Origin of the sequence: Maribacter sp. 4G9 (genome assembly GCF_002742265.1) — a bacterium.
Lineage (GTDB): Bacteria > Bacteroidota > Bacteroidia > Flavobacteriales > Flavobacteriaceae > Maribacter.
The window spans coordinates 1-15,203 of record NZ_MDGL01000166.1; the positions used below are offsets into that span (position 1 = coordinate 1).

At 40.0% G+C, this 15,203-nt stretch carries 18 protein-coding genes; 11 read left to right on the top strand and 7 right to left on the bottom strand.

The features are described from left to right. Positions 1–208: 208 nt before the first annotated feature. Positions 209–745, top strand: a complete 537-nt coding sequence (locus tag BFP75_RS17120; protein WP_099546569.1) for a YfiT family bacillithiol transferase — start codon at positions 209–211, stop codon at positions 743–745. Between the two features lies 1 nt (position 746). Here the strand turns inward: BFP75_RS17120 and BFP75_RS17125 are convergent, their stop codons facing one another. Next, entirely contained in the window at positions 747–1,283 is a 537-nt protein-coding gene (locus tag BFP75_RS17125; RefSeq protein WP_099546570.1) for a GNAT family N-acetyltransferase, read from the bottom strand. A 31-nt stretch (positions 1,284–1,314) separates the two neighbouring features. Then, positions 1,315–1,875 (bottom strand): thioredoxin family protein, encoded by a 561-nt coding sequence (locus BFP75_RS17130; RefSeq protein ID WP_099546571.1) that lies wholly within the window; start codon positions 1,873–1,875, stop codon positions 1,315–1,317. A 90-nt stretch (positions 1,876–1,965) separates the two neighbouring features. Between BFP75_RS17130 and BFP75_RS17135 the strand changes: the two genes are divergently transcribed. From BFP75_RS17135 to BFP75_RS17145, 3 genes are all read left to right on the top strand, one after another. Beyond that, positions 1,966–2,268: a phosphoribosylpyrophosphate synthetase gene (locus BFP75_RS17135; RefSeq protein ID WP_099546590.1), complete on the top strand. Its 303-nt coding sequence runs from the start codon at positions 1,966–1,968 to the stop codon at positions 2,266–2,268. Between the two features lie 99 nt (positions 2,269–2,367). Further along, a complete protein-coding gene (locus BFP75_RS17140; protein WP_240531821.1) occupies positions 2,368–3,288 on the top strand; it encodes a bile acid:sodium symporter family protein in 921 nt (306 codons plus the stop codon). Continuing rightward, on the top strand, positions 3,285–4,328 hold the full coding sequence (locus BFP75_RS17145; RefSeq protein ID WP_099546572.1) for a lysophospholipid acyltransferase family protein: 1,044 nt from the start codon (positions 3,285–3,287) through the stop codon (positions 4,326–4,328). The genes BFP75_RS17140 and BFP75_RS17145 overlap by 4 nt, the downstream gene beginning before the upstream one ends. A gap of 76 nt (positions 4,329–4,404) precedes the next feature. Here BFP75_RS17145 and BFP75_RS17150 read toward each other — a convergent pair whose 3' ends face one another. Further along, entirely contained in the window at positions 4,405–4,782 is a 378-nt protein-coding gene (locus tag BFP75_RS17150; protein ID WP_099546573.1) for a PUR family DNA/RNA-binding protein, read from the bottom strand. Between the two features lie 68 nt (positions 4,783–4,850). Beyond that, positions 4,851–6,602 carry an ABC transporter ATP-binding protein gene (locus tag BFP75_RS17155; protein ID WP_099546574.1) on the bottom strand — a complete coding sequence of 584 codons (1,752 nt, stop codon included), beginning with the start codon at positions 6,600–6,602 and terminating at the stop codon, positions 4,851–4,853. A gap of 259 nt (positions 6,603–6,861) precedes the next feature. Between BFP75_RS17155 and nusB the strand changes: the two genes are divergently transcribed. From nusB to BFP75_RS17175, 4 genes are all read left to right on the top strand, one after another. Continuing rightward, positions 6,862–7,812 carry a transcription antitermination factor NusB gene (gene nusB / locus BFP75_RS17160; RefSeq protein ID WP_099546575.1) on the top strand — a complete coding sequence of 317 codons (951 nt, stop codon included), beginning with the start codon at positions 6,862–6,864 and terminating at the stop codon, positions 7,810–7,812. 41 nt (positions 7,813–7,853) lie between these two features. Next, entirely contained in the window at positions 7,854–8,324 is a 471-nt protein-coding gene (locus BFP75_RS17165; RefSeq protein ID WP_099546576.1) for a DUF1573 domain-containing protein, read from the top strand. Between the two features lie 29 nt (positions 8,325–8,353). Next, positions 8,354–8,641, top strand: coding sequence for a preprotein translocase subunit YajC (yajC, locus tag BFP75_RS17170; RefSeq protein ID WP_099546577.1), 288 nt, complete (start codon positions 8,354–8,356; stop codon positions 8,639–8,641). Between the two features lie 93 nt (positions 8,642–8,734). Then, on the top strand, positions 8,735–10,084 hold the full coding sequence (locus BFP75_RS17175; RefSeq protein ID WP_099546592.1) for a Gfo/Idh/MocA family protein: 1,350 nt from the start codon (positions 8,735–8,737) through the stop codon (positions 10,082–10,084). Between the two features lie 19 nt (positions 10,085–10,103). On the opposite strand, the gene BFP75_RS17180 is transcribed toward BFP75_RS17175, so the two are convergent. Together BFP75_RS17180 and pepT are read right to left on the bottom strand one after the other, a co-directional pair. Then, positions 10,104–10,703 carry a YdeI/OmpD-associated family protein gene (locus BFP75_RS17180; protein ID WP_099546578.1) on the bottom strand — a complete coding sequence of 200 codons (600 nt, stop codon included), beginning with the start codon at positions 10,701–10,703 and terminating at the stop codon, positions 10,104–10,106. 4 nt (positions 10,704–10,707) lie between these two features. Further along, a complete protein-coding gene (pepT, locus tag BFP75_RS17185) occupies positions 10,708–11,934 on the bottom strand; it encodes a peptidase T (protein WP_099546579.1) in 1,227 nt (408 codons plus the stop codon). Positions 11,935–12,002: 68 nt separating this feature from the next. Between pepT and BFP75_RS17190 the strand changes: the two genes are divergently transcribed. Together BFP75_RS17190 and BFP75_RS17195 are read left to right on the top strand one after the other, a co-directional pair. Further along, the gene (locus tag BFP75_RS17190) at positions 12,003–12,449 is read left to right on the top strand and encodes a hypothetical protein (protein WP_099546580.1); all 447 of its coding nucleotides are present in this window, start codon (positions 12,003–12,005) and stop codon (positions 12,447–12,449) included. A gap of 77 nt (positions 12,450–12,526) precedes the next feature. Beyond that, entirely contained in the window at positions 12,527–13,570 is a 1,044-nt protein-coding gene (locus tag BFP75_RS17195) for a quinone-dependent dihydroorotate dehydrogenase (protein WP_099546593.1), read from the top strand. A 13-nt stretch (positions 13,571–13,583) separates the two neighbouring features. Here BFP75_RS17195 and BFP75_RS17200 read toward each other — a convergent pair whose 3' ends face one another. Then, complete coding sequence (locus BFP75_RS17200) at positions 13,584–14,030, bottom strand: Dabb family protein (RefSeq protein ID WP_099546594.1); 447 nt, start codon at positions 14,028–14,030, stop codon at positions 13,584–13,586. 273 nt (positions 14,031–14,303) lie between these two features. Between BFP75_RS17200 and BFP75_RS17205 the strand changes: the two genes are divergently transcribed. Beyond that, positions 14,304–15,173, top strand: coding sequence for a hydroxymethylglutaryl-CoA lyase (locus BFP75_RS17205; protein WP_099546581.1), 870 nt, complete (start codon positions 14,304–14,306; stop codon positions 15,171–15,173). Positions 15,174–15,203 lie beyond the last annotated feature (30 nt).

Here is a 15,203-nt window from a genome sequence, read left to right on the forward strand (position 1 = left end):
GGCACCTGTAGCCCCCGTCCCACTTTAGCCAGGCCAGATGCGACAGGCAGCTGTCCGTGTCCGGGAATTTCTCCATAAAGTCGAAAAGGGACATGCTCTTGAATCTTTGCTCCATGTTCTTGATGTTTGTTTCCCCGAATTTACTACTTCTATCGTTATTGATTAAGTACCTAAGTCAAAAACTCTATTAAATTTTTAATTTTATACAATGGAAAATCTTGAAAAATTACGTTATCCGATAGGATATTTTATTTGCCCGGTAATAATTTCAAAGCAGGTTAGGAACTCTTGGATTCAGGAACTTGAAAATCTACCCGAAAGGCTTGGGTCACTTGTTCTTTCTCTAAATGAATCACAGCTGGATACTCCATATAGACCTGGAGGCTGGTCAATAAGACAATTGATCCATCATATCGCGGATAGCCATCACCACAGCTATACTCGTTTTAAATGGGCACTAACGGAAGAGGCGCCATTGATTAAAGCTTACGACGAAATGTCTTGGAGTGACTTAATGGATGCCAAAACCGCTCCAATTTCGCTTTCACTGACTTATATTGAAGCCTTGCATGCTAAACTGGTTTTTTTGCTTAAAGGGTTGGAAGAGGTTCAATTTGAAAAATACTATATCCATCCAGATGGTCAAGTAGAGGTTACGGTTGCTGAAAATATTGGAAAATATGCCTGGCATGGAAATCATCATTTGGCACACATTCAAAATTTGGTGAAGAGGGAAGGGTGGTAAATTAGGGTAAGTCTTTCTTTAAAAGGTACATGGGTTTCTCTTCTTCAATTACGTTTTCAAACGGAACTGTGCTATTGGCCACTATGGTAAAGCCGTTGGCAAGATAAAAACCTAGTGCCCGTCCTTTTTGCATGGATTCCAAAAAAAGTACTCTTTTTGAAAGCTTTCTGGCCATGTCCTCAACGAATTGGATGCACCTGGCGCCAATTCCTAGACCCGAGAACTCTTTAAGAATGTATATTTTATCCAAATAAATGGCTTCTGATTCCGTAAAGGATAATATACTTTTGTGCAATGTTACTTTTAAGATTCCTACATAGGTAGCATCTAGTTGTATTATAAAAAGATGGGTGTTTATATCTAATTCCTCATTTAATAGTACCTGTTTTGTAAAGCTATGTTGGATATATGTGGTAGTGTCCCCATTGGGCCATAAGTGCCTATAATGTTGGTTATAGGCCATTGTCCCAATATGAATATATCTATCATAAAGTGATGGTACCAGTTTAATGAACTTAAGTCTTGCCTCCAAGCCCATAGCATGTCAAATCAACCAAAAAATTGGACAATCAATTCGCTTTCCATTTAATGTTGCAGCCAATGCTCGGTTTTTGGATATTCGAAACTTGAGTGCCGTTCAAAAGGGCATCCATGGCATTAAACAAATCCTTGCCCGTAAGTGGTATTCCATTTTCTGGACGGGAATCATCCAATTGACCTCTATATACTAGGGACAGTTCTTCGTCGAATAAATAGAAGTCTGGTGTACATGCAGCGTCATAGGATTTGGCCACTTCTTGTGTTTCATCGTACAAATAGGGGAATGGATAACCTTCTTCCGTTGCTTTCAGTTTCATAAGGTGGGGGGCATCCTGCGGATAGTTTTCAATATCGTTACTGGAAATGGCAATAAACTGTATCCCCTTTTCTTGATAGACATTGGCCAGCTCCGTTATTTTTGGATTGACATGAATGACAAAAGGACAATGATTGCATATAAACATTACCACCGTTCCCTTTTCGCCTTTAAGCTGTTGAAGGTTTAACATAGTTCCAGTAACGGTATCCAAAAGTATAAATGGAGGTGCTTTTGTACTTAGTTCCAACATATTACTCGGTGTTCTTGCCATGTCTCAATTTTATTTTCAAAGTTATAAAAACAAAAAGTGTTGTAATTGGTGGTATCAATTATTAACTTAAAGAAACTAAAAATGGGAATAATGGAAAAATCATATGACTCACTTTCTGTGGCAATAAATGAATTAAAAAAGGAAGGATATACGGAGGATTTTAACTTATGTGACGCTGGTATCGAAAACAAGGCTAAAAAGAATATTCACAAGGCTGTAAACCTGAATGTCCTTAAATACTATCGTTTTGAGGGACAGACCAATCCAGATGACAGTACTATTCTATACGTTATTGAAACCAGTACAGGTGAAAGGGGACTCTTGGTCGATGCTTACGGTGTATATGCGGGGAATGTTTCTTTGGAAATGATAGAAAAACTAAAAATCCATTAGCTTAAATTTTTGGGTCAAAAGGGTATAACAGCTTTTTAACACTATTTTAGTATATTGCTTTCTTGTCCGATAATTGGATTGAATTTAATCTTTATTTTTTTGACTGAAACTACCCTGGATAGTGTACAAATTAATTTTGATGGTGAGGCCTTATGGCTCATGAACATTGTTCTGGCTTTGGTAATGTTCGGGATAGCACTTGAGATTTCGATGAAGGATTTTAGGCAACTCTGGATGCGGCCTAAGCCTGTCTTCGTGGGGGTTGTGAGTCAATTTTTTCTTTTGCCCCTTATAACCTTTGTATTGGTCTATATATTAAGACCTTACCCAAGTGTGGCATTGGGCATGTTCATGGTGGCCGCTTGTCCCGGTGGTAATATTTCCAATTACATTACACATTTAGGCGGGGGTAATACGGCTCTTTCCGTATGTCTTACGGCCATTGCTACCCTTTTGGCCATTATCATGACACCTTTTAATTTGGAATTTTGGGGCTCACTTTATGGGCCTACTTCCGACATATTGAGCACCGTTGCCATTGAACCTTTGGAGATGGTAAAACTGGTTGCTTTATTGCTGGGGGTTCCCTTGGTTCTGGGTATGGGTATGAATCATTGGAAACCGGTCCTTGCTTTTCGAATGGCCAAGTTTTTCAAAGTGTTTTCCCTCGTGTTTTTTATTTTTTTGGTTTTTCTTGCCTTGTTTAACAACATAGCCATTTTTTTGGAGTATGTGGTGTACATTTTTTGGCTCGTACTGCTTCATAACTTACTGGCCTTTTTAGGTGGATATGGCATGGCGAAGGCATTCGATTTGGATAATCAAAATACGAGGTCCATTACTATTGAGACCGGAATACAGAATTCGGGTCTTGGGCTCCTATTGATATTTACTTTTTTTGACGGCTTGGGAGGAATGGCTATTTTAGCCGCTTTCTGGGGAATATGGCATATGGTTTCAGGTTTGCTCTTGGCAACTTTCTGGAACTCTAGGTCCGTAAAAGGTGAGCGACTTGCATGAAAAACTTTCTTTATAATCTGGTAAAGGTCTATATAAAAAATGGCCTACATTCATATCACAAGAAAATAGAGGTTTTTGGTTTGGAACGGGTACCTACGGACAAACCCGTGCTATTCTTGCCCAATCATCAAAGTGCATTGATGGATGTATTGCTGATAGCCGTGGATTGTAATAGAAAGCCCTATTTCTTAACTCGTGCCGATGTTTTTGGAAAACCATTATTGAACAAAGTGTTCAAGTTTTTCCAGATGATTCCGGTGTACCGTATTCGCGATGGACGAAGTTCACTAAGTAAGAACGAGGACGTTTTTGACTCATGTTCGGAAATATTGGGTCGGGGCCAGGCACTGGTTATGTTCCCGGAAGCCAATCACAATTTAAAACGCCGTGTTAGGACCCTGAGCAAGGGCTTTACCAGAATTGTGTTTAGAACTTTGCAACAGAATCCCGGTATTGATTTGCAGATTGTTCCCGTAGGTCTCAATTACAGTGATGCGACTAGTTTTCCAGATTCTGTATCGGTGCATTACGGTAAACCAATTAGTGCTGGGTCTTTATATGATGAAGCGGCAATACAGGAATCAGAAAAAAGGACAAAAATCGCAGTGTCCAACGCCCTAAAAAAACTTACAACGCATATAGACTCAGAAGAGGACTACGACCGAATTATTTCTTATTTGGAATCGAAGAATCTTTCCTTTTTAATGCCTGCAACTATAAATGAAAATATAGCAAGTTTTGAGAGGGAAAATCATGAAATTGGAATAGGGAGCGAATCAAAAAAAAGGTTTAACTTTTTCAAGTTTCTTATTTCGCTTATAAATCTGCCAATTTGGCTAGTATGGAAATTCCTTGTGAAGCCTAAGGTTTGGGAGGCTGAATTCACGGGAACTTTCAGATATGCAACGGCCCAAGTAGGCTTTACAGTTTATTTTTCTTTACTATTTGCCGTGACGACTATCTTGGTGAATTATAAAATGGCGTTGGTCCTGGTAATTGGCATTTTCCTTTTAAATAAAATACTGGTCAAATGGGCCTAATATGTACAAGAACAAAATACCCATAAAATAAAAACGACCCTAGTACAGGGTCGTTTGTTTCTTTAGTAAGGGGTATTTAAATGTCATCAAAACTAACGTCCGTAAAACTGCCACTTGCATTGGGGTCACTGGCGTCACTTGTTTCTTCATCCTCTTTTTTAAAGTCCTTTTGATGTCTTTCGGAAATAACCTCTTGACCCTTTTCATCGATAATAAAGTCCATCATTTCCTCAACATTTTCCCTAAAGGCCTCAAAATCTTCTTTGTAAAGGTAAATTTTGTGTTTTTTGTAATGGAAAGAACCATCGTCATGTGTAAATTTTTTACTTTCCGTGATTGTTAGATAATAGTCGCCGGCTTTGGTGCTTCGTACATCAAAAAAGTAAGTCCTTCTGCCCGCTCTTAAAACTTTCGAGTGAATTTCCTCTTGATCCATTAAATCTCTGTCGCTCATTTCCTAATATATATTCTATGGTTAGTCTACCAAAAATGGAAAAAAAATAGTTATTCGGCAACTAATTTTTAGTTTTCTTTATCCGATAGTTGATTCTTATAAAGCTCTTTATAGTAACCTTCGATCGTATTTAATTCTTCATGTGTTCCCTCTTGAATGAGTTGGCCATCTTCCAGAACCAGGATTTTATCCGCATTCTTGGCCGATGAGACCCTATGGCTTACAATAAGCGTAGTCTTTTCCTTAGAGGCTTTTTTAAGGTTGTTCAAGATATCTTCCTCGGTTTCTGTGTCTACCGCTGATAGACAATCATCAAAAAGATATATTTTAGGGTTCTTCAATAAGGCCCTTGCAATGGACACCCGTTGCTTCTGACCTCCACTTAAGGTTATACCTCTTTCCCCCAATATGGTGTCATACTTCTTGGAAAAGCCCATGATGTTCTCATGGACAACCGCATCCTTGGCCTTGGCGACAATTTCTTCTTCTGTAGCATCTTCCTTACCGAATTTGATGTTGTTCTTAATGCTATCGGAAAATAGAAATGCATCTTGGGGAACGGCTCCTATGGCCTGTCTTAGACTGGTGATTTCATAGTCCCCAATGGTTTTATTATCAATTTTTATTTCACCGGAGGAGACATCATAAAGGCGTGCAACCAAATCCAAAATAGTCGATTTTCCTGAGCCAGTTTTACCCAGAATTGCGGTGGTTTCCCCTGGATTTATGGTAAAGGATATATTCTTTAAGGCATTGATTTCAGTGTCCTCATAGGTAAAACTGACATTTTTAAACTCTATTTTGCCCTCAACATCTGTCAATTCAACAGTACCATTTACAAGTTCTGATTGCTGTCCCAAAAACTCATTGATTCTCTTTTGACTTGCTTCGGCTGTCTGAACAATGGAAGTTAACCATCCAACTATAGCCACAGGCCATGTCAACATGTTCACGTAAAGAATAAATTCTGCAATTAACCCCACGCCTATGTCTCCCCTTAAATATTGCCTACCCCCTATATAGATGACCAGTATATTACTGATACCGATAAGAAGGATCATTAATGGGAAGAACCATGCATTAACACGAGCCAAACTCATGCTTTTTTCCTTACCGTCACTGGCCAACACTTTGAGTTCGCTATTGGTCTGGGCTTCCAAGGTGTAGGCCTTTATTACGGATACACCAGAAAAAACCTCCTGTGTGAAGGTAGAAAGGGTCGATAAATATTGTTGGACTATGGTACTCCGTTTATGGATAACCTTACTAATTTTATAAATTAAAATAGATAGTATTGGCAGCGGTAGCAGTGTATATGCCGCCAATGTTGGTGCCTTTATAAACATCAAGGGCACCAGGCAGGCAAAAAGAGTCAAAGTTTGTATTCCGTACATAATGGCCGGGCCTGCGTACATACGAACTTGATTGACGTCTTCACTAATACGGTTCATTAAATCACCGGTTCTGTTCTTTTTATAAAAGTTGGGGCTTAGGGTCTGATAATGGGCAAAAATTTCATTTTTAAGATCATACTCGATATAGCGGGAAACATAGATAATGGTCTGCCTCATCAAGAACGTAAAAAAACCGGATAGCAAGGCGGCACCCACGATGATCAATATGTAGTCCATCAAAAGGGACTTGGCTTCCGTTTTTGCAATTTCGGAGTCGATAAATTGCTCGACCACGGTTATAATCTTGTTCACATAGGATGGCATCACTAACTGAAAAATTCGGGCGATAACAGTGATTATGATTCCTATAAGGAGTTTAAGCCAGTATTTTTTAAAGTACTTGTTGAGGTGCCTAAGTTCCTTCATGAAAAGTGTCGGTCGTAGTTTTGAGTTATCAAAGATAGGCCTTTTCCGTACTAATTTCGCGCTATAAAATTTCTAAGACTATTGTATTTTGAAAGCCATACCCCGGTTTTTATTGGACAGATTTAAAGAATATCCCAACAAATGCCGAATTTAAAAAAAAGGCAGTCCTCAAAAATATGCGCCAAATGGTTTGGTAAGCACTTAAATAGATGCGTACTTTTGCCCAAGAAAATATTCATCAATACAAAAGTTCTTTAACATGCTTACAAGAAGGCATATTAGGGTCAAAGTAATGCAGTGCATTTACGCCTTAATCCAATCCAAGGATGACTCCCTCCAAAAACAGGAGAAATTTTTAACCGTAAGTATCGAGAACACCTATACCCTCTATTTGCTTTGGCTCAGTCTTTTTAGTGAAATACAGCAAAAGGCCGCGGAACAATTGAACCTCTCATCTAAAAAGTATCTTTCGGATGACAGGGATACTGGATTCCCCAACAAATCAAAGTTCGTGAATAACAGGTTGCTCGTCCAGATCCAGGAAAATCCCCTGGTCAAGGAGGAACTCTCCAAAAGAAAATTGGACAACTGGTACTTAAACGAGGAATATGTGAGGATGATATACAAATCCATTGTTGAAAGTGCAATCTACAAGGAGTATATGGCCAACCCTAATGATGGCTATGAAGAGGACAAAGAGTTCATTATTTCCCTATTTAAGGAAGTGATTGCCCCCAACGAGAAGATCTATGATTATTTTGAGGACCATAAACTAACCTGGGTGGACGATTTGCCCATAGTAAATACCTTTTTGGTAAAACAATTTAAAAAGGTAAAACCCAATGAAAATCCTAAATTTTTTCTTCCCAAACTTCTAAAAGATCAGGATGACATGGATTTTGCCAATAAATTGTTGAAAAAGACGTTGTTGAAAAACGAGGTATTGGAAAAGGAAATCGAAGGAAAGACCCCAAATTGGGACAAAGATCGTATAGCCGATGTGGATTCGATATTATTGAAGATGGCCATTTGCGAACTGCTCAATTTTCCTTCCATACCGGAGCGTGTCACCATCAATGAATATTTGGAAATTGCAAAGGAGTATTCCACCCCAAAAAGCAGTATTTTTATCAATGGTATTTTGGACAAGCTCACAAAAGAATATAAAAGGGAAGGAAAGCTAAATAAAGTGGGCCGTGGCCTGTTATAAAAATATTTTCTAATTTTGTTTCAATCTAAAAAAAATCAATAATGAAAAGAGTAATTTTTGCCGTTGGCGCAGTTGCGATGTTTGCATTCACTTCATGTAAGGAAAATGCTTCAAGTAAAATTAAATCCGATAATGTGGCAGAAGCCGCTGTTAGGGACGAGGCTGCGAAGGCAGTTCCTGTTATGACCTTTGATAAGGCCGAACATGATTTTGGAACTATTGAACAAGGAACGCCACAGGAAACTGCATTTAAATTTACCAACACCGGTAACGCTCCCTTGATTATTACAGATGCAAAAAGTAGCTGTGGATGTACGGTTCCAAATCCTCCAAAAGACCCGATCGCACCAGGTGAGTCCAGTGAATTGGTTGTAAAATTTAACGGATCCGGGCAAAATCAAGTTACAAAAACCATAACCGTTACTGCCAATACGGAAAAAGGTTCGGAAATTTTGAGGATCAAGGCTTTTGTGAATCCAAAAGGTGCTGCTCCGCTAGGGCCCGTAAAATAATTCGGGTAACATAAATAAAGAATACTAATATGGGTGATATAGGACAGTTTCTTCCAATGATCTTGATTTTTGTGGTCGCTTATTTTTTTATGATACGGCCGCAAATGAAAAGACAAAAGGACGAGAAGAAATTTGCTGCGGAATTAAAACGTGGGGATAGGGTAATAACCAAAAGTGGTTTGCATGGTAAGGTTGTTGAATTGAACGAAAAAGATTTTTCCTGCATTTTAGAAACAATGGCCGGTAAACTGAAATTCGATAGGTCCGCCATTTCTATGGAGATGAGCAAAAAACTGAATGCTCCAGAAAAGAAATAACTCCTTTTTTAATAAACTTGAAAGCACCAATTTAAAATTGGTGCTTTTTTTTTGTTTAAAATCCCTATATTCATTCAACAAAATATATTAGACATGCTTGGTAGTAGAAGAGAATTTATCAAAAGGAGTACGGCGGGTTTACTCGTGTCAGGAGCAACATTCATGTTTCCCATGGAGCTTTTGGCGGCTATGAGAAAAAAAGTGGGCCCTAATGATACGGTGAACGTAGGGCTTATTGGGTGCAATGGAATGGGTTTTTCAGATCTGTCCTCATTTCTTAAAATGAGCGATATTAATGTTATCGCCCTTTGCGATATAGATGAAAATGTATTGCAAAGGCGTACGGTAAATTTGGAAAAGGCAGGAATCAAAAAGCCGAAATGGTACAAGGACTACAGAAAATTGTTGGAAAATAAGGATATCGATATCGTTATAATAGGAACGCCGGACCATTGGCACTGTCTTCAATTGACAGATGCCCTTCAAGCAGGGAAGGATGTATATTGTGAAAAGCCCATTGCCAATTCCGTACAGGAAGCCAATATCATGTTGAATTATGTAGGGGCCAGCGATCGGATGGTGCAAATTGGACAATGGCAGCGGAGTCAGCCCCATTTTGTGGATGCCATCGATTTTGTGCACTCCGGTAAATTGGGAGAAATTAGGTTGGCCAAGGCCTGGGCCTATCAAGGTTGGATGAAACCTGTGCCCATCGTACCGGATAGTACGGCTCCAGCGGGAGTGGACTATGATATGTGGCTAGGGCCCGCAACCCAAAGACCTTTCAACCCAAATCGTTTTCACTTTAATTTTAGGTGGTTCTGGGATTATGCAGGAGGCCTGATGACGGATTGGGGCGTACACCTTATCGACTATGCATTGTACGGCATGAAGGCCAGTACACCAAAATCCGTAATGGCCCTGGGAGGCAAGTTTGCATATCCTGATGATGCTTCCGAGACGCCGGATACCTTACAAACAGTTTATGAATACGATGGTTTCTCCATTTTATGGGAGCATGCCACCGGCATAGATGGCGGTAACTATGGAAGGAACCATGGAATCGCCTTTATTGGAAATAATGGAACGTTGGTATTGGACAGGCAAGGTTGGGAAGTTATTCCTGAAACGGAGTTTCAAGGTTGGGGCAAGGAAGGTATTCCCAAAATGGAAGCTGTGAAGTTCGATAACGGCGGACAAAGCGGGCTGGACCTACATACCCAAAACTTTATGGAAGCGGTTAAGAGTAGGGATGCCTCTAAGCTAACGGCTCCTATCAAAGTTGGTTATGATGCCGCTTTGGTGTCGCACATGGGCAATGCGGCCTTTAAAACCGGGAACAGGATTTATTGGGACGATGCCACAGGCAAGTTCAAGAATGAGGAAGCGAATCAGTATTTGATGGCAAACTACCAAAATGGCTGGAAACTGCCCATGGTCTAAGGGCTTTTCAGGTAGGACTTTATCGGTATTTGTCGTTTAGTCCCGTACCCTCTAGAATCATTGGAAGAATTTTGGTCAATCTGGAAATTTTTGTCTTTTCCATTTTGGCCTCCTCAATATATTCTGCATACTCCCTTTGTTTGGCAGGAGAAAGTGAGTAGAAGGCCTTTTTTGCATCGGGTTTGCTGTTCAGTGCATTTTGAAGCATTTCTGGTACAATTAGTTTGGACGTTTTCTTCTTTATTACAGGGTCAATGTCAAGTCCTTTCCGTTGATTATCAATAGCTTCGGATATATATTGTTCAATTCTATTGGGCTGTATTTCGTCCATCGCGTAAAATTTCCACTGGCGCATCGCCTTTGTTTTACCTTCTTGGGCATTCTCCAAAACATTGTAAGGGTCTTCTAAGAGACTTCCTTTAAAAAACCAGATTCCAAAATGTTTTTTAAATTTCCCAATGGCCACAATGTTTTTGTTTTTCAGCGTGTAGGTGGGAAAATTCCATTTGTAGGTTTCATCCAGGCCAGATTCCAAAAGTAGGTTCCTTAGAAGCGAAACCTCCTTTTTAAAGATATGATCTTCAAAAAAGAATCTCTCTAATTTCTTGGATGTGTCCATAAACTCAGCCTTTTCTAGCAGTAAGTTCGCAAATTTTCACGATAACGGCTACGGCCTTTGCCATACTTTCTACCGGAACATACTCGTATTTTCCATGAAAATTATGTCCCCCTGCAAAAATATTGGGGCATGGCAGCCCCATAAAGCTCAGCTGGGAACCATCCGTACCACCCCGTATGGGTTTGATGATAGTGGATATGCCAACGGCCTCCATGGCTTCCTTGGCTATTTCAACAATATGGAAAACAGGTTCTATTTTTTCTTTCATATTGTAATACTGGTCATTGATTTCCAAGGTAATGGAATTTGGATAGGTGCCATTGAGCTGTTTCACAATTTCCTGTAGTTGCTTCTTTCTTTCCTTAAAACGGGATTTTGAATGATCACGGATGATCAGCGCTATTTCTGCATGTTCAATTTCTCCTTTAAAATGATACACGTGAAAAAAACCTTCCCGGCCGGATGTTCTTTCGGGAACCTCGGCTTCGGGTAGAAGAGATATTATTTTGTTGGCAATTAGCAGGGCATTGACCATTTTATTTTTGGCATATCCTGGATGCACACTTTTTCCGGCCACTGTAATTTTGGCACCGGCCGCATTGAAATTTTCGTATTCCAGTTCCCCAATTTGACTCCCATCCATGGTATAGGCCCAATCGGCTCCAAAGGATTTTACATCAAAATGGTGGGCCCCACGGCCAATTTCCTCATCGGGCGTAAATCCCACCTTTATGGTACCGTGTTTTATTTCTGGATGTTTTATAAGGTACTCCATGGCTGTAATGATTTCCGTAATTCCGGCTTTGTCATCGGCACCCAGTAGCGTGGTACCATCGGTAGTGATGATGGTCTGCCCTTTGTATTGTTTAAGGTCGTCAAAATAATCAGGTGAAAGTACAATGTCCTTTTCCTTGTTCAATACAATGTCCTTTCCATCATAATTGCGTATGATCTGGGGGTTTACATGGGTTCCTGAAAAATCTGGTGACGTATCAAAATGGGCAATAAAACCAATGGTGGGTATTTCATAATCCAGATTGCTTGGAAGTGTCGCCGTGATATAGGCATTTTCATCGATGGTGACATCGGCCATGCCAATTTCCTTTAGTTCGGTAACGAGTTTATTCGCCAAATCCCATTGCTTTTTGGTGCTGGGTGTCGAATTGGAAGTTGGGTCACTTTGCGTGTCGATCTTCACATAATCTATAAAACGGGTTATTATATCCTGCATGCCTCGGTTTTTATCCAAAAATAGCTTTTAAATTGTATTTTCGTAATCAGTTTATAATCAATATTTCAATGCGGTTTCAAGCTATATTCCCCTTTCTTTTGGTTCTGGTCTCCTTTTCCGTTAGGTCACAAGCAGATTGTCTTCTAGGGGTAGGCATCACCGAAAGTGATTCCTTGGTGGATATTTTCCAAATGAACGATTTCCAAAAAAAGCAGCTGGTGAATCTGGCAGCGGAATTGCAATATAGAAATGAAATTTTGAACGTTCGGTTGGAGAATATTTACAACAGGCATCCTCAAAACACCGTGGAGGAATTGAATGAATTGGCATTAAAGTATCGGGGAGTCATGGACAGCATGGAGTTGATACAGTCCATGATCGATAAAAGGGTGCTTTCCCTCTTGAATGCCAAACAATATCAATTATATTTAGATCTCTGCCATGAAGCCTCCCGTTCACCTTTTGTAATTACCCCTAAGGTCTATACGGATAGTATTGCCGAGAAACAGAATTAGGTCAGTTTGAATTTTATGGAGGTGGGAGTGAACCTATGAAGCCCTCACTTTGTATTTTTGCAAAAATCCAACCCAATATGTACAAATCGGTTATACGTCCCATCTTGTTTTTATTCGACCCGGAGAAGGTCCACCATTTTAGCTTCGCGTTGATAAAGGTCATTTCAAAGATTGGTCTTTTGGGTCTTTTAAAACCAATTTTTACCATAGAGGATCAAAGGCTGGAACGCGAGGTTTTTGGAGTCAAGTTTAAGAACCCGGTTGGTTTGGCCGCGGGATTTGACAAGAACGCCGTGCTTTATAATGAACTGTCGGATTTTGGTTTTGGGTTTGTGGAAATAGGTACGTTGACACCCAAACCACAGGGCGGAAATCCTAAAAAACGCTTGTTTCGGTTAAAGGCCGATAGTGCCATCATCAATAGAATGGGGTTTAACAATGACGGTGTATTTGAGGCAGTGGAACGGTTGAAAAAGGAACACAAGGTATTGATTGGCGGGAATATTGGAAAAAATAAGGTGACACCCAACGCCGAGGCCATAAAGGATTACCTGATTTGTTTTGATGCCCTTTTTGATTATGTGGATTATTTTGTGGTCAATGTAAGTTCGCCCAATACCCCGGGTTTACGGGAACTTCAGGATAAGGAACCATTAACAAGACTCTTAAGGGAACTGGAAGTGGCCAATAAAAAATTGGCCGCTGAAAAGGCAGTAAAAAGAAAACCGATTTTATTGAAAATTGCACCGGACCTTACCAATGACCAACTTTTAGACATCATCGATATCGTGGCAGATACCAAAATTGATGGTGTAATCGCCACGAACACGACCATTGAGCGCAAAAATCTAAAATCCCACGGACTCTTATTGGAAGAGGCAGGTGGTTTGAGTGGCAAACCATTGAAGGATCGAAGTACGGAGGTGATCCGATTTTTATCGGAGCGCAGTAATAAAGCCTTTCCAATCATAGGGGTAGGGGGAATCCATTCTCCCGAAGATGCTTTGGAAAAGCTCAATGCCGGAGCCGATTTAATTCAGTTATGGACAGGTTTTATTTACGAAGGACCAATTTTAGTTAAAAAAATAAACCGGGCCATCCTAGAAGAAAACTCTAGTTAGGGACTGTTTAATTTTAATCAGTCCAGTAATCCATAACAAGTACATCATCAAGATGTGGTCCAAGTACGGCCCCAAAGGCCTTATGGTCTGGATGGGGTAAATAAATGGCCCTATCTTCTTCACTTTTAAAGGATAGAAAGAAGACATGGGTAAAGCCTTTGTCCAAACCTTCTGGACTGTTGTTGGTTCCCCATTCATATCCCGCTATCTGTGGAATTTTAGAAGGTAGGGCGTGAAACGCTTCCTCTACTTTTTTAATATCCTCTTCAGAGGTACCCTCCTTAAATTTGAATATAACAACGTGCCTTAACAAACTATCACTGGACTGTACTATATCTTCTTGTACCATTTCTTCCGGCCCTATTTCTTTTTTCTTTAAATCATTATTTTGATTCTTGCAGGAAAAACTGTAGCAAGTACATACCAAAAGTATCACAATCCCCGTAATCTTGTTTTTCATCTGTTTATTTTTATTGTTTTTCATAGGTCAGATCCAATTATTCACATCATTTTATTTTGTTTACATAGGTGTTCATGAATCTTCGATTTCGCCAATAACCATCTCAGTAGATATCAAGACTTGTTATGGCTCATTTCATAATTTTAAATTTTGAACAAGATATAAAAAATCGTCTAGCTCTTAATTTTTTGTTTGTAAGAAGATTTAAACTTTCCCCAAGTATTCATTTTAAAAGACCTCTGAATTTCCTATGGTTGTTTGTATTTTTACAGTATGTCCAACAGTAAAGTAAAGCTTATAGAATGTCCTAGGGATGCCATGCAAGGTATTAAGACTTTTATCCCTACCGATGAAAAGGTGCGCTATCTGCAATCATTATTGGGTTGCGGTTTTGATACGTTGGACTTTGGCAGTTTTGTTTCCCCAAAAGCCATTCCTCAAATGGTCGACACGGCCGAGGTGTTGTCCAAGTTGGACCTCTCAAGGACCAAAAGCAAATTATTGGCGATTATTGCCAATGTCCGCGGGGCGGAAGATGCGGTAAAGCATGCTGAAATCGATTATTTGGGCTTTCCCTTTTCCATATCGGAAAACTTTCAAATGCGAAACACCCATAAGACCATAGACGAATCTGTGGAAACGCTCCAAGAGATTTTCAATATTGCCGATGCGGCCAACAAAGAAGTGGTGACCTATATTTCCATGGGTTTTGGTAATCCGTATGGAGATCCTTGGAATGTGGAGATTGTGGGGGAGTGGACAGAAAAACTGGCCTCCATGGGCGCACGGATTTTGTCCCTTTCGGATACCGTGGGAACTTCGGACCCTGAGAATATCGAATACTTGTTCTCTAATTTAATTCCCAAATATCCACTCATTGAATTTGGGGCACACCTACATACTACCCCCACTAAATGGCATGAAAAAGTGGACGCGGCCTTCAAAGCGGGTTGCCGCAGGTTTGATGGTGCCATACAGGGTTTTGGTGGATGTCCCATGGCCAAGGACGAACTTACGGGGAATATGCCCACCGAAAAGTTACTGTCCTACTTAACGGCTCAAAAGGCGGATTCCAATGTCAATTGGATGGTTTTTGAGGCCGCTTACAATAAAGCGACCGAGCTTTTTTCTAATTATCACTAGTGCGATAAAAGCCAATATGGCCAAATATAA